This is a genomic window from Ancylobacter crimeensis, assembly GCF_023016805.1.
GTDB classification, from domain to species: domain Bacteria; phylum Pseudomonadota; class Alphaproteobacteria; order Rhizobiales; family Xanthobacteraceae; genus Ancylobacter; species Ancylobacter crimeensis.
The window spans coordinates 118,712-139,658 of sequence record NZ_JALKCH010000007.1; the positions used below are offsets into that span (position 1 = coordinate 118,712).

Here is a 20,947-nt window from a genome sequence, read left to right on the forward strand (position 1 = left end):
CCAGTGGGACGCCCGGCCTGAAGCCGCGCGGCCCCATTGCCGGCCATTAACCCCGCAGGCCTGGCGAATCCCCTTCGCCGGGCCTGCGCTCAGCCTCCCGCATGCGCCTGTCTTCGTCACGGGCCCCGAAACGGTCTGCCCCGGAACCGTGTGAGACGGCCCCACCCGCAGGTTGCTTCCGTCTTTCTGGCGCTTCCGTCTCTGCCTCGCGGCCGCCTTACCGCCGACGGCCCCGGCGAGGCTTGGGGTGCGGCGAGGTCGGCACCTTGCCAAAGCGGTTGCGTCCGTGCAGCTATCCCACCCGTGCCGGTATCCTCGTCCGGCCTGTGGCAGGGAGATGAGATGAGCTGGACCCGGCTGTTCGTTGGCGAGCTGTTCCCGTTTTTCGTGGTTCTGGCGGGCATGGTGCCGCTGTTCTCGGGCGCTCTCATCGGCTGGATCGCGCTGCGGTTTCACGTGGTGCGGATTTTTCCGCGGCAGGACCTGCAGGCCGCGTTTCTGGGCGCGATCACGCTGCCCTTCGCGCTGTTCCTCGCTTTCATGGTCAACGACATCTGGAGCCGCGAGACCCGCTACGCCCAGACCGTGCTTCAGGAGGTGCAGAAGCTCGACGCCATGCTCGACATGACGCGGGTTTGCGCCGAACCGTGCGACCGGGTGGACGAGGCGCTCGGCGCCTATGCGCGGGCTCTGTCGGTCTATGAATGGGACGAGGGCTGGGTTTCGCCGCAGCCGGAGGTCTCAAAGGTTTTCAGCGGACTGGTAAGCGCGATTGCCGCGGTCGGGGCGGACGACAAGGTGCCCACCTATCTGCGCAGCGGGTTGCTGACAGGACAGACCGAGCTGCGCAGGCTGCGCACCGATCGCTATTTCATCCTGCATGCCGATCTTGCGCCGCACCGCTGGATCGTGGTGCTGGTGCTCGGCTTTCTGGCACAGGTCGCGCTGGCGTCGCTTCATGTGGGCAAGAGGGGGCCGCTGCTGCTGGCGATGGCGACCTTCTCCCTCGCCTTCGCAGTGACGTTCGGCTACACGGTCGCCCTCGCATGGCCGACGGTGGACGAGAGCATCATTCCCTCGGAGGAGTTGCGCCGCGTGCTGGAATGAGCGGCGCCCCGTCGTTCAGAAACCGACCGCGGTGCCGTGCAGGTCGTAGGCGTCGGCACGCTCGATCTTGACGGTCGCGATCTCGCCGACCCGCAGCGGGCGGCGCGAGGCGACATGCACCACGCCGTCGATCTCGGGCGCATCCGCCTTGGAGCGGCCGATAGCGACGGTGGGGCCGACGGAATCGATGATCACCTGCTGGCGGGTGCCGACCTTGCGGCGCAGCCGCCGGGCCGAGACCTTCTGCTGGGTGGCCATGAAGCGATCCCAGCGCTCCTGCTTCACCTCGTCCGGCACGGCGAGGCCAAGATCATTGGCCGGGGCGCCGGCGACCGGCTCATATTTGAAGCAGCCGACGCGATCGAGCTCGGCTTCGTCGAGGAAGTCGATCAGCTCCTGGAACTCGGCCTCGGTCTCGCCGGGGAAGCCGACGATGAAGGTGGAGCGCAAGGTGAGGTCCGGACAGGCTTCGCGCCACGCCTTGACGCGGGCCAGCGTCTTCTCCTGCGCGGCGGGGCGCTTCATGCGCTTCAGCACGGTGGGCGAGGCGTGCTGGAACGGGATGTCGAGATAGGGAAGGATCACCCCGTCCGCCATCAGCGCGATCACCTCGTCGACATGGGGGTAGGGGTAGACATAGTGCATGCGCACCCACGCGCCGAGGCTGCCCAGCTCGCGGGCGAGGTCGAGGAAGCGTGCGCGCACCTCGCGGGTCTCGCCGTCGCGGCTCTTCCACGGGCTCGACGCATATTTCAGGTCGACGCCATAGGCCGAGGTGTCCTGCGAGATGACCAGCAGTTCCTTCACCCCGGCAGCGACCAGCCGCTCGGCCTCACGCAGCACATCGGAAGCGGGGCGGCTCACCAGATCGCCGCGCAGCTTCGGGATGATGCAGAAGGTGCAGCGGTTGGAGCAGCCTTCAGAGATCTTGAGATAGGCGTAGTGGCGCGGGGTCAGCTTCACGCCCTGCGGCGGCACCAGGTCGAGGAAGGGGTCGTGCTTCGGCGGCACCGCGCTGTGCACGGCTTCCAGCACGCTCTCATATTGCTGCGGGCCGGTGACCGCGAGCACGCCGGGATGCACGTCGCGGATCTGCTCGGGCTCGGCGCCCATGCAGCCGGTGACGATGACCTTGCCGTTCTCCTTCAGCGCGTCGCCGATGGCGGCGAGGCTTTCCGCCTTGGCGCTGTCGAGAAAGCCGCAGGTGTTGACGATGACGAGATCGGCGCCCTCATGCTGGCGGGACAGCTCGTAGCCTTCCGCGCGCAGCCGCGTGACGATGCGCTCCGAATCGACGAGCGCCTTGGGGCAGCCCAGCGAGACGAAGGAAATGCGCGGCGCGGAGCCCGAGAGCTCGGCGGCAGCCAGATGATCGGCCATGAGGAAACGGACCCGGCATTGTACAGGATCGCGAGGCGTTAATGGACGCCGGGCGCGCCGTCAACTCCGCCCCGCCGCCGCCCTGCCATGCAGAACGATGGGTGCCGCTTTTTCCGCCTGCGTCCCGGAACGGCCACGAGGCCGATCCGGGGATTCTGCGCGGGTAACTCAGGCCGCTTGCCCGGTGCTCTGCAGCTCGAGCACGGATTCGAACAGCTCGACTTCGGGATGACCGAGATAGAGCGGCTTGTTGCCGCCGGCGCTGCGATGGGCGTTGCGGAAGGCGTCCGAGCGGGTCCAGTTCTCGAAATCGTCCTTGCTGCGCCAGATGGTGTGCGAGGCGTAGAGGGTGTGGTCCTCCTTCGCCGGGCCGCGCATCAGGTTGAAGGCGACGAAGCCGGGCACCGTGTTGAGGTGGCTGTCGCGCTCCCGCCAGACGCGCTCGAAATCCTCTTCCGAGCCGGTACGGACCTTGAAACGGTTCATCGCGAGAAACATGCGCATTTCCTCCTCATCGCGGGTTCCGGCCAAGCTACGTAGCGGAAAACCGTCGCCCGGTCGATGTTTCGGGCGGAAAGCGGATGGGGACAGGAGGCGACAGGGCGAAAGGACAGCGGCAGGGTGCGAGACGGCGCCCCCTGCCGCCAGCCTCACGTCAGCTTGCTCACTTCAGCTTGCCGACATCGATGCCGACCGTGATGGCACCGATCGCCTTGCCATGATCGGTGATGGTGATGCTGGCCTGCGCGATCTTCTTGCCGTCGTCGTCTTCCACCTTGTCGACGAAGATGGTGTGCGGGCCGACGCCATAGGACTTCTGCCACTTGGCCTCGTCGGCCTGCCACATGTCCGAGGTCATGTCGGTCTGCCCGACATTGAGGCCCCGGTCATCCATCACGAAAGCCTCGGTCATGACACCGCCGGCAGCTTCCTTCTTCTTGGTGAGGAAGGCGGCGAGCTCGTTCTTGGTGGTGCTGTCGATGAGCTTGGCGTCCTTGGCTTTCCAGTCGGCGTCGAGCTGGTCGATGTCGCTCTGCATCAGCTTGGCGTGCAGCTTGTTGGACGCGAGCACGGCCTTAATGACGACCGGATCGCTCAGCCACGGAACGACTTTCGCCTTCACATACTCGGTGACGGGTTTGACGTGCGCCTCTTCCTGCGCAAGCGCAGGCATGACAAAGGCCGTGCAGGCCGCGAGGGTGAGCGCGGCCAGCCTGATTTTGGCGTTCATGGTTTCCTCCACGGACGATCATGACGTCGTCCTGCGTGTAACTCTGCCAAATTCGTGGCATTGCGCAATGTGAAACTTTGGATGCATTATGGTGCGAAGCAATATGGCTGCTTTCTATTGGTTCGCACACGCGAAATGATTGAGTTGCTTTTTGTCTATTTCTGGAATTTCTCAGGATTTATATGAGAAAATCTAAAATCTCACGCGATATCTCTGCGAGATTGTCCCGCGCATACGTAGAATGCGTACCATTACGCTAAGTAAAAATCCCTGAAATCGGGTACGGCCGGCTGGATGAACATTGTCGGCGTGAATTCCGCATCGCTGGAATACAGAATTTTTCGTATCATCGACCGAATGAAATATTACTGACGGCGTGAGCGGAACCCTTGAAGGCCTCCCGCGTTGAGAAGCGCTTTCACGCGCGTGCGTTCTTCTTCCGCGAAGCGTCGGTCGAAGACGGTGGGTTTCGCCAAAAGGTGATATCCAAACGTCGCATTGCCGTGTAACCCTAAGCTCAGCCCCGGCACGACGCTCCGACCTCGCGTGCACATAAAGGGGAGAAAGAACAGGTCGCACCCTGCAGGGAGAGGTTCACGCCAATGATCACCCAACGCGCTGCTTTCACGCCCGACCCGGTCGTCGTACGCATCGGCCACGAGGATATCGACGTGCGCGGCCTGAGCTGTGCCATCGACCTCATCCGGTCGCTGCGGCACGACCGGCTCGGGAATTTCGCCGAGTTGTTGCTCGCCCAGATGGAGGCCGCCCGCGAGCCCGCCCAGCAGGCGGAGGCCTGGCGCGCTTTCCGTACCTGGTCGACTGCCTGCGGGCTCGATCCCGACACCCGCCACGCGGCTTGACCCGCCACCGTTGGACTGACTACCCACCTCACTGGACTGATCGGCCGCCGCCGTCCCCGCCGGTACGGCGGCGTCATTGCGTCCGCTTCACCTCCGCGCAGCTTGCAACGGGCAATGCTGTAGGCTCTAGGATCGGGTGTGCGCCCGAATCGAAACGCCCTGAACGAGGAGCGGGTCGCGGCCATGCCGGAACCGGAAGGCGCCGGCGCTAGCAGCCGTTCCTGCACGGTGCTCCCGCCTTCGCGCCCCTGTCTTTGAAGCCTCTTTGCCGCGACCTCGACAATGTTCTTCGGCAGGATACGTGGCCTTAGGAGCACGTGGTGCCGGACGCGAGACGCGGGAAGAGCGACCTTGCCTGCAAGGTGCGGCCCGCCGATGAGAGGTGACGTGAACAGGAAACCAGCCCTTCCCAGCCTTTGTGCGCTCATCGCCACCGCTGGCTTTCTCGTTACGAGTCTGCCCGCTGTGGCACAGGACCGCCCGACCGTGTTGCTGCTTGATGGCCTTGGCGTCTATATGGAAAATCCGTATGTCGGCGTGTCCTCGCTCGCCGGTTCGCTACAAAGGCAGGGCTACCGGACGGTGCTCGATTCGCATTTCATGAACCGCTCGGCCGGCGAGGTGCCGGCGGTCATCATCGGTCATTCCATGGGCGGCGCTTCTGCGCTCACCTTCGCGCGCCGCATGGTGAGCGCAGGGCAGCCGGCACCCCTCGTCATCACCATTGATGCCGGTCCGGTGCCGCTCGCTTGCGTGAGCGAGTGCATCAACATCCACGGACCCGGCTTCCCGGACGTCGCCGGCGCGCGGAACATCGATGCCTGGAAATCGGGTGCCAACATGGTCGCCCATGCCATGCTGGCGACGAACCCCGTGGTGCAGCAGATCGTGCTCGATGCCACTGCCCGGTACATTGCCCGTCATGCTACACGACCCGACCGGGCGGCACAGCCTGCAGCACCGCCTTCTATTTCGCGACGTGGCTGATTCGCCACGTGGCGTGGCGCGCAAGGCGCCGTCCGCGGGTATGGCAGGGTCGGAATGGATGTGGCGCCTGAATCCTCCTCGCTGGCAACCTCGGACGACGGAATCGCATCCCCGGCGCGTTGGCGCATGTGGCTGCGTGGTGGAGAGGTCGCGCTCGTCGCCCTTGCGGCCATGGTGGGCGCCGGCGCGGGCGCGCTCGTCGCGCTCATGGCGATCGCGACGCAGAAGCTGCACGAACTGGTGTTCCATATCCCGATCGGTGTCCGGCTCTCGGCTCAGGCGGACATAGACCCGTGGCTCGGCCTGCTCGGCCCGACGGTCGGCGGCCTGCTCTTCGGCCTCGTTTCCTGGTTGGTCTTTCGCAATCGCAGCCAGCCGATTGATCCGATCGAGGCAAACGCCCTTCACGGCGGGCGTATGTCGCTGCGCGACAGTGCCATCGTCGCGGCGCAGACCGTGATGTCGAGCGGCGTGGGTGCGTCGGTTGGGCTCGAAGCCGGCTACAGTCAAGCCGCCGGCGGCCTTGCCTCCTGGCTCGGGGTGCGCTGCCGGCTGCGCCGTGCCGATCTGCGGTTGCTGGTCGGATGCGGAGCGGGCGCAGCGATCGGCGCTGCTTTCGGTGCACCGCTGGCGGGCGCATTCTACGCCTTTGAACTAATCCTCGGCAGTTACGCCATCGGCGCCTTCGCTCCCGTGATGGCGGCGACCTTTACGGCCTCGCTGACACGGTCGCTGCTGATGGGCCCGGTCAGCGGCGAAATCCTGCCGCATGTGGCGGTCGCAGGCGGCGACTTTCCGGCGCTATTGCTTCTCGGCTTGCTGTCAGCTTTTACCGGCATCGCCGTGATGCGGGGCGTGACGCTGGTCGAGAGCCTGTTCCGTCGCTCCGGCCTTTCTCTGGCGGTGCGTCCCGCAATCGGGGGCGCGGTCGTCGGGTTGCTAGGGCTGGTCTCGCCGGCGGTGTTCTCGGCAGGGCACGGCGCCGTCTATCATTTCCTCGTCAGCCCGGTGACGCTGGAGGCGCTGGCGATCCTGCTCCTTGCCAAGGTGCTGGCGTCGTCCGTTTCCATTGGAGCCGGCTTTCGCGGCGGCCTGTTCTTCGCCTCGCTGTTGATCGGCGTATTGTTCGGCCGTCTCTATGGCGCGGTGCTCGCTATTCTCTGGCCCGCCATGCCCATCGACCCGACACTCCTCGCCCTCACCGGCATGGCGGCGCTGGCGGTGTCGATCATCGGCGGGCCGATGACGATGACCCTGATGGCGCTGGAGATGACCGGACAGCTCGACCTGACGCTTGCCGTGCTCGGCGCGGCCGGTGTCGCATCGATGGCGACACGACGCCTCTTCGGCTTCTCCTTCGCGACGTGGCGTTTTCACCTGCGCGGAGAGACGATCCGTTCGGCTCATGACGTCGGATGGATGCGCGAGCTCACGGTCGAGCAACTCATGCGCCGCGAAGTGCCGATGGTGCGGGCCGATCTCAGCGTGGCCGATGTCCGCGCCGCCTATCCGCCGGGCGCGACCGGCAGCCTTGTCGCAACCGACGCGGAGGACCGTTATCGCGGCATGGTCCCGCTCGCCGCCCTCTATGCCTCGGATGCCGACCCGACGGCATCCATCGAACCGCTGCTGTGTGTCACGGATCGGGTCTTGAGGCCCGCCATGAGCATCCGCGATGCGCTGAATGCGTTCGAGGAAAGCGAGACGGAGGCACTGGCCGTCGTCGAAGGCGAGGCGCGCAGGGTCATCGGATTGCTGACCGAAGCTCATGCCATCAAGCGCTACAGCGCCGAGGTGAGCCGGCGGAACCGCGAGCTGACCGGGGAATAGTGCCCCGAGCTGCTGCGTTGCAACAAAGTTTGGTGAGGAGCGGAACCATAGACGCTCGCGCTGGCTTAAGCGTCCGCGGCCGACAGGGGACCGCGGGGACGAAGAGACGCATGCATCGTCGAGATCTGTTGCGCGGCGCCGCCCTGGTGCCGGGATTGCTGATGACCGGGCTGCCGCTTGCCAGCCTGTTTTCCGGCGAGGCCAGGGCGCAGGACAACGGAGGCCAGAGCTTCGACAGCGGGGTCGTGCGCAGCATGGCCCGCGACCTCGCGTCCAAGCCCTACAAGAAGGCCGACCAGACGCTTCCCGCGGAACTGCAGAAGCTCAGCTATGACGATTACCGCAACATCCGCTTCAATACGGACCGCTCGCTCTGGCGCGGGCAAGGGCTGACCTATGAGGTGCAGTTTCTGCACCGTGGCTTCATCTTTGGCGATCGCGTCGACCTGTTCGAGGTCGCGGAGGGCAAAGCACAGAAGATTCCCTACACGCAGGATCTGTTCAGCTTCGACCACGGCGTGCCCAGGCCCGATCCCAAGCTCGATCTGGGCTTCTCCGGTTTTCGCATTCACGGGCCGATCAACCGTCCCGACTATCTCGACGAGATTATCGTCTTCCAGGGCGCCAGCTACTTCCGCGCCGTCGCCAAGGGGCAGGGCTACGGCACCTCCGCGCGCGGTCTTTCGATCAAGACCGGCGCGTCCGACGGCGAGGAATTCCCGGTCTTCCGCGATTTCTGGATCGAGAGGCCGCGGGCAGGGGCGGATTCAGTTGTCGTTCATGCGCTGCTCGACAGCCCGAGCGCCACTGCCGTGCATCGTTTCACGATCCGTCCGGGCGAGACGACGATCACCACGGTCGAGATGACCGTCTTCCCGCGCAATGATGTCGACCAGATCGGCCTCGCCTCGCTGACGAGCATGTTCCTGTTCGGTCCCAATGATCGCGACGACATCGATGATTTCCGCCCCTCGGTCTGCGATGCGCAGGGGCTCGCAATGATCAACGGCAATGGCGAGCGGCTCTGGCGTCCGCTGACCAATCCGCACAGGTTGCAGATCAGCGTGTTCGCGGACACCAATATGCGCGGCTTCGGGCTGATGCAGCGGCAGCGGTCCTTCTTCGACTACCAGGACCTTGAGGCCCGTTACGAGCGCCGTCCGAGCGTATGGGTCGAGCCGATCGGCGACTGGGGCGAGGGAGCCGTGCATCTGGTCGAGATTCCGACCAAGGAGGAGGTGCACGACAACATCGTCGCGTTCTGGCGCCCGAAGGAGGTGCTGAAAAAGGGCGGCGAGTACAATTACACCTACCGCATTCACTGGACATGGGACACGCCGGACCGCGATCCTATCGCGCGGTTTGGCTCAACGCGCGCCGGCGGAACCGATGACCGGCGGCTCTTCGTGCTCGATCTGGTCGGTGAAAAGCTGAAAGGCATCTCGCTGGACGGGGTCGAGGCGCATGTCACGACGAATGCCGGCGCCATTTCCGACATCGTGCTGCAGCCCAATCCCGATATAGAAGGCCTGCGTCTGTCCTTCGCGTTCGATATCAAGGGTGCCGATATCGCTGAACTCCGCGCGCAGGTGGTGCGAGGCGAGGAGCGGCTCAGCGAGACGTGGATCTATCGATGGACAGCGTGAGCGCGATCCGGCGGGTGCCGCCTCATCTCGCGCTTGCCCCGGCGCTCCCACTTGATGCGCCGCTCGACATGCCGGTTCAGAACCTTGCCGTCGCGCCCCATGTCGAGCGCCTGAAGGTGCCCGGCGTGCTGTTCTGGCGGCGTCTCTTCGTCATCGGCGGGGCAGTCGCGCTCACGGTCATTGCCGCCTGGCAAATGTATGAGGTGCTTGAGGTCGGAGGGCTCACGGCGCTGGAGGGCATCGTGCTGGCGCTGTTTGTCGTGCTGTTCGGGTGGATCGGCTTTTCCTTCACCAATGCACTGGCGGGGGTCCTCGCCATCCTGTCGCGACGCCGTGACCTCGGCATCGATGCGGCACTTCCACTGCCGGAAGTCACCGCGCATACGGCGCTGCTGATGCCGACCTACAATGAGCAGCCGGTCCGCATCTTCTCCGGGTTGGAGGCGACGTGGGAATCGCTCTGCGCGACGGGTCGGCAGCAGGCTTTCGACCTGTTCATCCTGAGCGACACCACCGACCCGGATATCTGGGTGGCGGAGGAAGCGGCGTTCCTGGCCCTGCGGGAACGGCTTGAGCCGGGTACCCGGGTGTTCTACCGCCGCCGTGCGAAGAATACCGATCGCAAGGCCGGCAATATCGCCGACTGGGTCACGCGGTTCGGCGGTGCCTATGAGATGATGCTGGTGCTCGACGCCGACAGCCTCATGACCGGCGACTGCATCGTGCGGATCGCGGCAGCGATGGAGGCACATCCGCGCGTCGGCCTGATCCAGACGCTCCCGGTCATCGTGGGCGGCCGCAGCCTGTTCGGGCGGATGCAGCAATTCGCCGGACGGCTTTACGGGCCGCTGATCGCGCAGGGGCTGGGCTGGTGGCATGGGCCGGACAGCAATTACTGGGGCCACAATGCCGTTATCCGCACCCGCGCTTTCGCCGGCTACGCCGGCCTGCCGCATCTGAAAGGGCGAAAGCCGTTCGGCGGGCATATTCTCAGCCATGATTTCGTCGAAGCCGCGCTGATCCGGCGGGGCGGCTGGGCCGTGCATATGGTGCCTTGGCTGCATGGATCCTATGAAGAGGCGCCGCCTTCGCTGACCGACCTCGCCGTGCGCGACCGGCGCTGGTGCCAGGGCAATCTTCAGCACGCCGCGGTGGTGTCGACGCGTGGCCTGCGGAATCTCAGCCGCCTTCACCTGCTGACCGGCATCGGTTCCTACATCACGGCGCCGCTCTGGCTGCTGATGCTGATCGCCGGCTTGCTGACCTCGCTGCAGGCCCGCTTCGTGCCGCCGGATTATTTCACCTCGCAGTTCTCGCTCTTTCCGAATTGGCCGGCGCAGGATCCCGTGCGCGCTGCGTGGGTGTTCGTCGGCACGATGGCGGTTCTGCTGCTGCCGAAGCTGATGGCTTATGTGCTGATGCTGGGAAATGCGGAGGAGCGGCGCGGCTTTGGCGGCGGGTTTCGCGCGTTGCTCGGCGTGTTGGTCGAGACGCTGATCGCCGGCCTCGCTGCCCCGGTGATGATGATGGCCCAGTCGGCGGCCGTTGTGAGCATCCTTGCCGGTCGCGACGGCGGGTGGTCGCCGCAGCGGCGAGGCGATGGCAGCGTGCCGTTCGGGGAGACGGTGCGCCACTTCGCGCCGCACACTTTGTTCGGTATCTTGTTGGGAGGCGCGGCGCTCGCGATTTCGCTGCCGCTGTTTCTCTGGATGACCCCGGTCATTCTCGGGCTCATTCTTGCGGTGCCGCTGGTCCACGGCACCTCGCGGCAGGGGATTGGCAGCTGGTTCGGAAGGCGCGGAATTCTCGCCATCCCGGAGGAGCGTTCGCCGCCTCCCGTGGTGGAGCGGGCGGCAGCGTTCTATGACGAACGTGAAGGCGAGACGCAGGAATATGAGGCGGTAGAGCGCCTTGCCGGCGATTCTCTCCTGCTTGCGGCCCACCGCGATATGCTGGCTTCCGGTGGTGAACGACAAAAGGGCGACTATAGCCCCGAGCGGCTGGTCGCTGCCGCGAAGATTGAGGATGCGGCTGATCTGGCATCCGCGCTGTCCGCCCTCACGCCTCGCGAGAAGGCCGCCGCCCTGGCCGATCGCGCGTCGCTGGAGCGGCTGATCGCATTGGCGGGAGACGGGCGGAAGGCCTAGTGAAGCGGGGCGGGTCTCTTCTGGAGGGGCGTGAAGAGAATTGTCGGCGCCTCATCGACCGTTTCATCGTCGATCCGAGGATGGCCTCGCTCTTCATGACTGACGATCCGCGTCCCGGGCGACGTTGCTCACATCAAGCTCATCAATAGCTAGGTGGTGACCGGCGCGGCCCATCTGGTGCCGCAAGAAGGCCGCGGAACTGCTGGCGAGCCATGTTGCCGACGCCTGAGCGGCACGGCGACTTGTCCACCCGTTCGGCATAGCGAGCGGGGCTGGTATGCGTTGACGGGATATAATTAGTATCCTATCTATTTGCCTATGAACGATACCACCCATCTCCGCACCGAGTTCACCGCCGCGCTCATCCAGGCGAGCCGGCAATGGCGCCGTACGGTCGAACGCGAACTCGAGGAGTTCGGCGTGTCCGAAGCGTGCGCCGCTCCGCTGATCTGGATCGCCAGATTGGGCGGCGGCGTGCGGCAGGTAACGTTGGCATCCTATGTGGGTATCGAGGGCCCCTCCATGGTGAGGCTCCTCGACCAGCTCGGTGCCGCTGGCCTTATCGAGCGCCGCGACGACCCGACCGACCGTCGCGCAAAGACGGTGTGGCTCACCGAGGAGGGCGAGCATCTCGCCGCCCGGATCGAGGTGCTGCTGGTTGGTGTCAGGTCGCGTGTGCTGGCAGATGTCAGCCGGGATGATATTTTGACGGCGATGCGCGTTCTGCGGGCTTTTGAAGACGCTCCCCAACGCTCGCTGCAGGTGGATGAGGCGGCGTCGTGAACGTGTTCGATTCCTTTCCGAGCTGGCGGGACTGGCTCTTTTCGGGGAAGGCCTTCCTTGCCTCGATGCTGGCGCTTTACATCGCGCTGGCGTTCGACCTGCCGCGCCCCTACTGGGCGATGGCGGCGGTCTACATCGTCTCGAACCCTCTTGCCGGCGCCACCAGCTCGAAGGCCCTTTACCGTGCCCTCGGCACTGTGATCGGCGCGACGGCCGCGGTGATCCTCGTCCCGCTGCTCGTCAATGCGCCCGAGCTGCTCACGCTGGTCGTCGGCCTGTGGACCGGTACGCTGCTCTACATCTCCCTCCTGCACCGCACCCCGCGCAGCTATGTGTTCATGCTGGCCGGGTATTCCCTCCCGCTGATCGCGCTACCGGTCATCGGCTCGCCGGAAACCATTTTCGACACCGCCGTGGCGCGTAGCGAGGAGATCATCCTCGGCATCACCTGTGCTGCCGTCGTCGGAACCGTCGTGTTCCCGCAGAGCATCTCCAGCGCGTTGGCCGAGCGGTTGTCCGCCGTGCTGAACGACGCTGCGGCCTGGGCGGACGAGATTCTGCGCGGGGAGGGCGCCTTGCCGGCCACACCTCTGCGCCGCCAAAAGCTGGCATCCGACATTGCGAGCCTCGATCTCATCATCAGCCAGCTCTCCTACGATGCCGGCGCGCGTGATGCCGAACGCCATGCACGGGAGCTGCGCAGCCGGCTGCTGATGCTGCTGCCGCTCTTCTCCTCGCTTGCCGATCGCCTGCATGCGCTCAAGGACATGGATGGGGCGCTTTCTCCCGACCTGCACGGCACGCTGAACGATGTTGCGGACTGGCTGGCGCGGGGTGACAGATCCGATGTCGCGACCGCTTCGGCGCTTGTGGCGCGGGTCGAAGCGCTTCAACCTCACGATAGCAACGACTGGGATTCGATGATCCTGTCCAGCGCCCTTGAGCGGCTGCGCGAGATCGTCGAGCTGTGGCAGGACTGCGTTGAACTGCGCACCGCCGTGGCGGCGGGCCGGGCGGCCGCGAACTGGCGGCCGGCGTTCCGCAAGCGTCGCCTCGTCGCCAGCGCCCAGCACCACGACCATGCGCTGCTGGTGTTCTCGGCGGGCACGGTCGTGCTTGGCATCATCGTCGCGACGGCGTTCTGGATCGTCACCGGGTGGAGCGCGGGTTCCGGTTTCGTCATGATGGCCGCGGTCGGCGGTTCGTTCTTTGCCGGGCTCGACCAGCCGACACCGCGCATCCGCACCATGTTCCTGGTTACGACGGCCTCGGTCATCGTCTCCGGCATCTACCTCTTCGGTATCCTGCCCCGCGTGCATGATTTCGAGATGCTGGTGCTGGTCTTCGCACCCGCGTTCCTGCTGCTCGGCCTCGTGATGCTGAAGCCGCAGCTCAATATGCATGCGCTGCTGATCGCCGTGAACACGGCGTCCTTCGTCGCGCTGGAGAACCGCTATAGCGCGAGCTTCGCCGACTTCGTGAATGGCGGTCTTGCCGCCTCTGCCGGCGTTGGCTTTGCGTTGGCCTGGAGCATGGTTACGCGTCCTTTCGGCGCCGAGCTGGCCGCGCGGCGGCTGCTGCGGGCAGGCTGGGCGGACTTTGCCGAGATCGCCGCCGGCCGGAAGCTGCGTGACCCCGAGAAGCTCGCCGGGCGCGTGTTGGACCGTCTTGGCCAGCTCGTTCCGCGTCTCAGCGCGCTGCCGGATCGCGAGCTGGCGAAGGTCGACGGCTATGCCGAGGTGCGCATCGGCTTCAACATCATCGAGCTGCAGAAGGCGCGCGGGAAGCTGGCGCCGGGGGCGGCGGCGATGCTGGACGACGTGCTGGCCGCGGTCGCGGATTTCTATCGCGAGAGGCTTGCGCAAGGCCTCTCCGTTGAGCCGAAGGAAAGCCTGCGGGCCGAAATCGACCGCGCGCTCGCCCGGATTTCCGCAGAGGGCCCGCACGCACGGATTGCCGCCGATGCCCTTGTCGGGCTGCGGCGCGTGTTCTTCCCTGACAGTCCCGGTCCGTCGGGCACCTATGTGCCGCAGGACACGGGGCCGCTGCTGATGGCGGCGGAGTGAATGAAATGACCGCTGAGATCGATATTTACGGCGTCTATGTGCCGACGCTGCTCGCCCTGATGGTGCTCGCCTTGCCGCTGAGCGTCGTGGTTCGACGATTGCTCGCCTGGTGCGGCGTCTATTCCTTCGTGTGGCATCGCGGACTATTCGATGTCGCGCTCTACGTTATTCTTCTGGGGGTTCTGTCCTCCACATCCCACTGGTGGCTGCCATGACTGTCTCGTTTCGCTCCTTTGTCCGTGTCCTCGTCACGCTGATCGTCGTGGCCGGGGCCGTCGTGGCAGGCGTCGAGCTGTGGCGCCACTATATGGACGATCCGTGGACCCGCGATGCCAAGGTGCGGGCGGATGTCGTCGGCGTGGCACCCGACGTCTCCGGTTTCGTCAGCGAGGTGCTGGTTAAGGACAATCAGACCGTGAAGGCGGGCGACATCCTCTTCCGCATCGACAATGCGCGCTACAAGATCGCGCTCGAACAGGCCGAAGCAACCGTCGACCAGAAGCTGGCGACGCATGAGCAGGCCGTTCGCGACCGTGACCGCTACGATAAGCTCACGAATGTGGTGTCGCAGCAGCAGGCCGAGCAGGCCCGCGCGACCGAAGCGACGGCGGCTGCCGCCTATCGCGAGGCCGTCGCCAGCCGCGATCTTGCCAAGCTCAATCTCGAACGCACCGAGATTAAGGCGCCGGTCAACGGCGTCGTCACCAACCTCAATCTCCAGCCCGGTGACTACATCGCGCAGGGCTCTGCGAAGGTGGCGCTGGTCGATACGGATTCGCTTCGCATTGAAGGCTATTTCGAGGAAACCAAGCTCTCCCGCATCAATGTCGGCGATCCCGTGCGCATCCGGCTGATGGGACAATCCCATGACCTCAAGGGCCGGGTCGTCAGCATCGCCGCCGGCATCGTGGATCGCGAGCGCTCGGACGAGGCGGGACTGCTCGCCAATGTGACGCCCACTTTCAGCTGGGTGCGTCTGGCCCAGCGCGTTCCGGTCCGCATCGTCCTCGACGAGGTGCCGGCCGATGTGAAGCTGGTTGCCGGTCTGACCGCGACGGTGCAGGTGATGAACAGCGACGGTTCCGACAAGGGGGTGCGTTCGTTCCTCAGCTGGCGTTGAGCAGCCGGAGCGTGTGAAGTCCGATCATGCGCTCCTCGTCGGTTGCGATGACGAAGATGGCGGCGCGGCTCTCATCCGTCGAGATGAGGGGCGCGCCGTTTTCATTTGCCGGCGTGTCTATGGCGAGCCCCATCCAGCCGAGTTCGTCGACGACGCGCCGGCGGATCTCGGGATCGTTCTCGCCGATGCCAGCAGTGAAGACGAGGCCATCGAGCCCGCCCACCGAAACGGCCAGGGCCGCGATTGACTGCGCAACCTTGCGACAGAAGAAACGGATGGCGAGCGCCGCACGGGGGTCGGAGCTCTCATGCAGTTCGCGCATGTCGTTGCTGATGCCGGAAAGGCCGAGCAGCCCGCTTTCCTTGTAGAGCAATGAGCCCACATCATGGGCCGACATGCCCCGCTGCTCGATGAGGTGCAGGATCACGCCCGGATCGAGCGCGCCGCAGCGGGTTCCCATGGGCAGGCCATCTAGCGCGGTGAAGCTCATCGTGGTCTCGATGCTCTGGCCGTCCTTCAGCGCGCAACAGGAGGCGCCGGAGCCGAGATGGCAGATGACCAGCCGACCTGCCGCGATGTCCGGCACCAGGCCGGCGAGGGCGCCGCTGACATATTCATAGGACAGGCCGTGGAAACCGTAGCGGCGCACGCCTTCCTCATAGAGCGCCTCCGGCACGGCAAAGCGGTCCGAGATATCCGGGTGGCCGCGATGGAAGGCGGTGTCGAAGCACGCGACCTGGGGCAGATCGGGGCGACGCTCCATGAGGACGCGGATGGGGTCCAGATTGCCGAGCTGGTGCAACGGTGCGAGCGGGATGAAGCTCTCCAGCGTGCGCAGCACTTCGGCATCGACGCGCACCGGATGCGAATAGGCCAGGCCGCCATGCACCACACGGTGTCCGATGCCGATGATCCGCGCGCCGTGCAGGTTATCGCGTAGCCAGTCGGCAGCGAGGTTCTGGGCGTCGGAAGCGGTCCTCACCTCGTCGGCGCCATAGGCGCGATCGACCAACTGCGCGCCTTCGGGGTCCTTTGCGGAGAGATGTGGACGCGATCCGATGCCGCTGAAATGGCCGGAGAGCAGGACCGCGAGATCGGCGCCTTCGACCCGATAGAGCTTGAACTTGATGCTCGAACTGCCGGCATTGATGACGAGAATGCTTTCGCTCATGTCCGTGCTCCGCCCGCTGTCGCTCACGATCCGATCGGCCGTCCGGTGGCCCGGCTGTAGGCATAGAGTGCAGCCACGGCGCAGGAGGCGAGGCGGGTGTGCAGGTTATCCGCCCGGCTGGTGAGGATGATCGGAACCCGCGCGCCGAGCACGATGCCGGCGGCATCGGCATTGGCGAGGAAGGTGAGGTTCTTCGCCAGCATGTTCCCGGCTTCGAGGTCCGGCGCGACGAGGATCTGGGCACGGCCGGCCACCCGGGAGATGATGCCCTTGATGCGAGCGGCTTCCTCGCTGATGGCGTTGTCCATCGCGAGTGGGCCGTCGATGAGCCCGCCCGTTATCTGCCCGCGATCCGCCATCTTGCACAGGGCGGCGGCCTCGATGGTGCTCGGGATCTTCTGGGTGACGGTTTCGACAGCCGAAAGAATCGCGACCCGTGGTGCGCCGAGGCCGAGCCCGACATGAAGGTCGATGGCGTTCTGGATGATGTCCCGCTTGGCATCGAGGTCGGGAAAGATGTTCACCGCCGCGTCGGTGATGAACAGGGTCTCGTGATAGGACGGCACATCCATGATGAAGACATGGCTGAGGCGGCGGCCGGTCCGCAGGCCGGTGTCCTTCGCCAGCACCTGCGTCAGAAGCTCGTCCGTGTGGAGGCTGCCCTTCATCAGCAGCGCCGCCTGCCCCGAGCGTACCACTTCGACGGCCGCCGTCGCCGACGCCACGCTGTGGGGCGTGTCGATCTGCTCGAAGCCGGAGATATTCAGGCTGGCCTCCGCCGCGACCTTCGCGATGCGCTGCAACGGGCCGACCAGGATCGGCGCGATCAGCCCCGCCTCCGCGGCCTCGCAGGTTGCCCGCAGGGAGGTTTCGTCGCAGGGGTGGGCGACGGCCGTGCGTGTGGGGGCTAGGGTCTTTGCCGTCGATATGAGATGTTCATATTTGTCGTGCGGACGCTCGGCGGCTTTGGTCGCGTACATGGCGGCTCCGGCGGGACGAGACGGATGGGGGCCTTTGGGAAAGGGCACCGATTCACCGCACTATCACCCGACCATGGCAATGAAGGCAAAGGGTTGCCCGCCTTCCGGATGACCGCCCCGTCCGGCGGCTGCCGCTCAGCCCATGCAGGCGTTTTCCTGTGCCGCGTAATCCTTCGGCTTGGGCTCGCTGTTGGCGGGGCGCCCGCGGCCGAGCGCGCCATCGGAGCGCGCCCGCAGATACACATAGATCGCGTCGATATAGCACATGACGTTCTTGTCATTGGCGAAGGAGGGCATCACCAGGTCCTGCGAGGTATCGACGTTTTTCTTGCCGTTGGTGACCGTATTGAGAAAGTCGCTATAGCTCAGCGACTTGAGGGAATCGACGAGTGAGGGAGCATAGGTGGAGCCCAGCCCGTCGGGGCCGTGGCACTGCATGCAGTTGGCGGTGTAGCGCAGATAGCCCACTTGCGTGTACCAATCGACCGTACCGTCCTTGCCGATGTTGAAGGTCGGATTGCCGGATGCATCCTGATATTCGCCGTCGGAGGAGCCGGTCGGCTTCGGATCGCCGCTGCCGTCGGCATAGGCACAGGCCGCGCTGGCCAAAACCAGCAGCGCGACGGTCGCGGTGATCATGTCGCTCTGTCGCATGATAGTCTCCCTTGGAAGACCCGCCGACCTGCGTGGCCGGGGGCCGTGCGGACAAGTCTCCCAAGGAGTAACTGGATCCGCCTCCGGGAAGCTTTGCCATGCGACTTTCCGAAAAATCGCCCCGAGCTAACCCTCGCCCGGGGCCTCTTATTCACGCACGCTTCTGGTTGTAGACGTCGAGGCACACGGCGCCGAGCAGCACGAGGCCCTTGATCACCTGCTGGTAGTCGATACCGATGCCGAGGATCGACATGCCGTTGTTCATCACGCCCATGATGAGCGCGCCGATCACCGCTCCGCCGACCTTGCCGACGCCGCCATAGGCCGAGGCGCCGCCGATGAAGCAGGCGGCGATGACATCCAGCTCGAAACCGAGCCCCGCCTTCGGCGTCGCCGTGTTGAGGCGAGCGGCGAAGATGAGGCCGGCCAGCGCCGCCAGAACGCCCATATTGACGAAGGTGAGGAAGGTCAGCCGCTCGGTCTTGATGCCCGAGAGCTTTGCCGCCTTTTCGTTGCCGCCGACCGCATAGATCTGTCGGCCGATCGTGGTGCGTGTGGTGACGAAGGCATAGAGCGCGACCAGCGCGGTCATGATCACCAGTACGTTGGGCAGGCCGCGATGCGAGGCGATGAGATAGGCGAAATAGATGATGACCGCGAAGAACAGCAGGTTCTTGGCAAGGAAGAATCCATAGGGCTCGGTGACGATGCCGTGGCTCTCCTGCCGCGTGCGGCTCCTCACATTCTGCCAGACCAGCAGCACCGCCAGCAGCGCCCCGATGACGAGCGTGGTGGGATAGAGCTGGCCGCTGTCGGAAAAGAACTCCGGAATGAAGCCTGACGACAGCTTCTGGAACGTGACCGGGAAGGGGCCGACCGACTGGCCCTGCAGGATGGCGAGCGCCAATCCCTTGAAGACCAACATGCCGGCCAGTGTCACGATGAAGGAGGGAATGCGGAAATAGGCGACCCAATAGCCTTGCGCCGCCCCGATCAGCCCACCGAGAGCGAGGCAGATGAGCGCCGCGAGCACGTAATTGATCTCGAACTTCACGATCAGCACCGCGGCGACCGCACCGATGAAACCCGCCACCGAGCCGACCGACAGGTCGATATGCCCGGTGACGATGACCAGCAGCATGCCCAGCGCCATGATGACGATGTAGCTGTTCTGCAGCACGAGATTGGTGAGGTTCAGCGGGCGAAGCAGCGTGCCGCTCGTCACCACCTCGAAGAACAGCATGATCGCAAACAGCGAGATCAGCATCCCGTATTCGCGCAGATTGGTCTTGAGGAAGCCGGCATGACGCGGTTCCTCGGGTAGCGCCACGGTTTTCTCGCTCATGGTTTTTTCGCTCATGCTCTTGTCGCTCACGGGCGTACCTCCGCCTTGCGCATGATGGCGCGCATGATCTTTTCCTGGGTCGCCTCGGTGCCGGGGAATTCACCGACAAAGGCGCCCTCGTTCATCACGCAGATGCGGTCGCAGATGCCGATGAGCTCGGGCATCTCCGATGAGATAACCACGACCCCCCGGCCAGACTCTGCCAGTTCGTTGATGATGCAGTAGATTTCGTATTTGGCGCCGACATCGATGCCGCGTGTCGGCTCGTCGAGGATCAGCACCTTGGGATCGGTGAACAGCCATTTCGACAGCACCACCTTCTGCTGGTTGCCGCCGGAGAGCTTGCCGGTTTCCTGGTAGACGCTGTGGCAGCGGATGCGCATCCGATTGCGATAATCCGTAGCTACCTTCAGCTCGGCCATGTCGTCGATCACCCGGCCGGGAGCGACCCGCTCAAGTCCGGCGAGCGTCACATTCTTGCGGATGTCTTCGGCCAGCAGCAGGCCGAGCTGCTTGCGGTCCTCTGTGACATAGGCCAGCCCCGCATCGACCGCGCGGCGCACGGTGGACAATTCCACCTCTTCGCCCTCGATCTCGGCGCGGCCGCTGATCTTTTGACCCCAGGAACGACCGAAGATGCTCATGGCGAATTCGGTGCGTCCCGCGCCCATAAGGCCGGCGATGCCGACGATCTCGCCGGCCTTTACGTTGAAATCGACATTGCGGATGACCTGTCGGTCCGCATGCTGCGGGTGGAAGACCGACCAGTTCGAGACGCGGAAGATGGTCTCGCCGATCTTCGGTTCGCGCTTGGGGTAACGGTGATCGAGGTCGCGATCGACCATGCGGCGGATGATGCGGTCCTCCTCCACCGCACCCTCGCGGCAGTCGAGCGTGTCGACCGTGCGCCCGTCGCGCAGCACGGTGATGCGGTCGGCGACACGGGAGACCTCGTTGAGCTTGTGCGAAATGAGGATGGAGGAGATGCCCTGTGCCTTGAATTCCAGCAGCAGGTCGAGCAGCGCCGCGCTGTCCTTTTCGGACAGGCTGGCGGTCGGCTCATCGAGGATGAGCAGGCGCACCTCCTTGGACAGCGCCTTTGCGATCTCGACAAGCTGCTGCTTGCCGACGCCGAGATCCGTCACCAGCGTGTCGGGCGCCTCGTCGAGCCCGACCTTGGCGAGCAATTCCTTCGTGCGGCGGTGCACGGCGCTCCGGTCGATCACGCCGAAGCGCGCGGGAGGATTGGCAATGAAGATATTCTCGGCGATCGACATCAGGGGGATCAGCGCAAGCTCCTGATGGATGATGATGATGCCGAGCGCCTCGCTGTCGGTGATGTCGCGGAACCGGCGCTCCTCCCCGTCGAACAGGATGGAGCCGCCATAGCTGCCATGGGGATAGACCCCGCTCAGCACCTTCATCAGCGTCGACTTGCCCGCGCCGTTCTCGCCGACGACGGCATGGATTTCGCCCGCCTCGACGGCGAGGGTCACGTCGCTCAGCGCCTTCACCCCGGCGAAATTCTTGCTGATGCAGCGCATGTCCAGAAGCGCGTTCATTCGGTGCTCCGCATGACAATGGCGGTCGAACGGCGAGCCCGTGCCGGCGTATGATACGGCCGGCACGGGTGCTGC

18 protein-coding genes are annotated in these 20,947 nt (G+C 65.0%); 10 read left to right on the top strand and 8 right to left on the bottom strand.

Going from position 1 to position 20,947, the window contains the following annotated elements; translation table 11 throughout:
- The first annotated feature begins 342 nt into the window (after positions 1-342).
- Positions 343-1,107, top strand: a complete 765-nt coding sequence (locus MWN34_RS12210) for a bestrophin-like domain (RefSeq protein WP_247029573.1) — start codon at positions 343-345, stop codon at positions 1,105-1,107.
- 15 nt (positions 1,108-1,122) lie between these two features.
- Here MWN34_RS12210 and rimO read toward each other — a convergent pair whose 3' ends face one another.
- The 3 genes from rimO to MWN34_RS12225 all read right to left on the bottom strand — a co-directional run bounded on the left by rimO (position 1,123) and on the right by MWN34_RS12225 (position 3,718).
- Positions 1,123-2,487, bottom strand: coding sequence for a 30S ribosomal protein S12 methylthiotransferase RimO (gene rimO, locus MWN34_RS12215; protein WP_247029574.1), 1,365 nt, complete (start codon positions 2,485-2,487; stop codon positions 1,123-1,125).
- Positions 2,488-2,655: 168 nt separating this feature from the next.
- Positions 2,656-2,985, bottom strand: coding sequence for a heme-degrading protein HmuQ (hmuQ, locus tag MWN34_RS12220; protein ID WP_247029575.1), 330 nt, complete (start codon positions 2,983-2,985; stop codon positions 2,656-2,658).
- 166 nt (positions 2,986-3,151) lie between these two features.
- Positions 3,152-3,718: a hypothetical protein gene (locus MWN34_RS12225; protein ID WP_247029576.1), complete on the bottom strand. Its 567-nt coding sequence runs from the start codon at positions 3,716-3,718 to the stop codon at positions 3,152-3,154.
- A 602-nt stretch (positions 3,719-4,320) separates the two neighbouring features.
- Here MWN34_RS12225 and MWN34_RS12230 point away from each other — a divergent pair.
- The 9 genes from MWN34_RS12230 (at position 4,321) to MWN34_RS12270 (ending at position 15,160) form a co-directional block, all read left to right on the top strand.
- Positions 4,321-4,581, top strand: a complete 261-nt coding sequence (locus tag MWN34_RS12230) for a hypothetical protein (protein ID WP_247029577.1) — start codon at positions 4,321-4,323, stop codon at positions 4,579-4,581.
- A 375-nt stretch (positions 4,582-4,956) separates the two neighbouring features.
- Entirely contained in the window at positions 4,957-5,568 is a 612-nt protein-coding gene (locus tag MWN34_RS12235) for an alpha/beta hydrolase family protein (protein ID WP_247029578.1), read from the top strand.
- Between the two features lie 54 nt (positions 5,569-5,622).
- Positions 5,623-7,398, top strand: coding sequence for a chloride channel protein (locus MWN34_RS12240; RefSeq protein ID WP_247029579.1), 1,776 nt, complete (start codon positions 5,623-5,625; stop codon positions 7,396-7,398).
- 110 nt (positions 7,399-7,508) lie between these two features.
- Positions 7,509-9,044, top strand: a complete 1,536-nt coding sequence (locus MWN34_RS12245) for an OpgD/OpgG family glucan biosynthesis protein (protein ID WP_247029580.1) — start codon at positions 7,509-7,511, stop codon at positions 9,042-9,044.
- On the top strand, positions 9,032-11,191 hold the full coding sequence (gene mdoH / locus MWN34_RS12250; protein WP_247029581.1) for a glucans biosynthesis glucosyltransferase MdoH: 2,160 nt from the start codon (positions 9,032-9,034) through the stop codon (positions 11,189-11,191). The genes MWN34_RS12245 and mdoH overlap by 13 nt, the downstream gene beginning before the upstream one ends.
- Before the next feature lie 318 nt (positions 11,192-11,509).
- Positions 11,510-11,974: a MarR family winged helix-turn-helix transcriptional regulator gene (locus MWN34_RS12255; RefSeq protein WP_247029582.1), complete on the top strand. Its 465-nt coding sequence runs from the start codon at positions 11,510-11,512 to the stop codon at positions 11,972-11,974.
- A complete protein-coding gene (locus MWN34_RS12260; protein WP_343311932.1) occupies positions 11,971-14,040 on the top strand; it encodes an FUSC family protein in 2,070 nt (689 codons plus the stop codon). The genes MWN34_RS12255 and MWN34_RS12260 overlap by 4 nt, the downstream gene beginning before the upstream one ends.
- Positions 14,041-14,045: 5 nt before the next feature.
- Entirely contained in the window at positions 14,046-14,255 is a 210-nt protein-coding gene (locus MWN34_RS12265; RefSeq protein ID WP_247029583.1) for a DUF1656 domain-containing protein, read from the top strand.
- On the top strand, positions 14,252-15,160 hold the full coding sequence (locus MWN34_RS12270) for an efflux RND transporter periplasmic adaptor subunit (RefSeq protein WP_247029584.1): 909 nt from the start codon (positions 14,252-14,254) through the stop codon (positions 15,158-15,160). Before MWN34_RS12265 ends, MWN34_RS12270 begins: the two co-directional genes overlap by 4 nt.
- Here MWN34_RS12270 and MWN34_RS12275 read toward each other — a convergent pair.
- The 5 genes from MWN34_RS12275 to mmsA all read right to left on the bottom strand — a co-directional run bounded on the left by MWN34_RS12275 (position 15,147) and on the right by mmsA (position 20,872).
- Positions 15,147-16,331, bottom strand: coding sequence for an acetate/propionate family kinase (locus MWN34_RS12275; protein WP_247029585.1), 1,185 nt, complete (start codon positions 16,329-16,331; stop codon positions 15,147-15,149). The two genes, MWN34_RS12270 and MWN34_RS12275, sit on opposite strands and share 14 nt — an antisense overlap.
- Before the next feature lie 23 nt (positions 16,332-16,354).
- Positions 16,355-17,311, bottom strand: a complete 957-nt coding sequence (locus tag MWN34_RS12280; RefSeq protein ID WP_247029586.1) for a phosphate acetyltransferase — start codon at positions 17,309-17,311, stop codon at positions 16,355-16,357.
- A 135-nt stretch (positions 17,312-17,446) separates the two neighbouring features.
- Positions 17,447-17,965 carry a c-type cytochrome, methanol metabolism-related gene (locus MWN34_RS12285; RefSeq protein ID WP_425532103.1) on the bottom strand — a complete coding sequence of 173 codons (519 nt, stop codon included), beginning with the start codon at positions 17,963-17,965 and terminating at the stop codon, positions 17,447-17,449.
- 151 nt (positions 17,966-18,116) lie between these two features.
- Complete coding sequence (gene mmsB / locus MWN34_RS12290) at positions 18,117-19,310, bottom strand: multiple monosaccharide ABC transporter permease (RefSeq protein ID WP_247029587.1); 1,194 nt, start codon at positions 19,308-19,310, stop codon at positions 18,117-18,119.
- Between the two features lie 26 nt (positions 19,311-19,336).
- Complete coding sequence (gene mmsA, locus MWN34_RS12295; RefSeq protein WP_247029588.1) at positions 19,337-20,872, bottom strand: multiple monosaccharide ABC transporter ATP-binding protein; 1,536 nt, start codon at positions 20,870-20,872, stop codon at positions 19,337-19,339.
- Between the last annotated feature and the right edge of the window lie 75 nt (positions 20,873-20,947).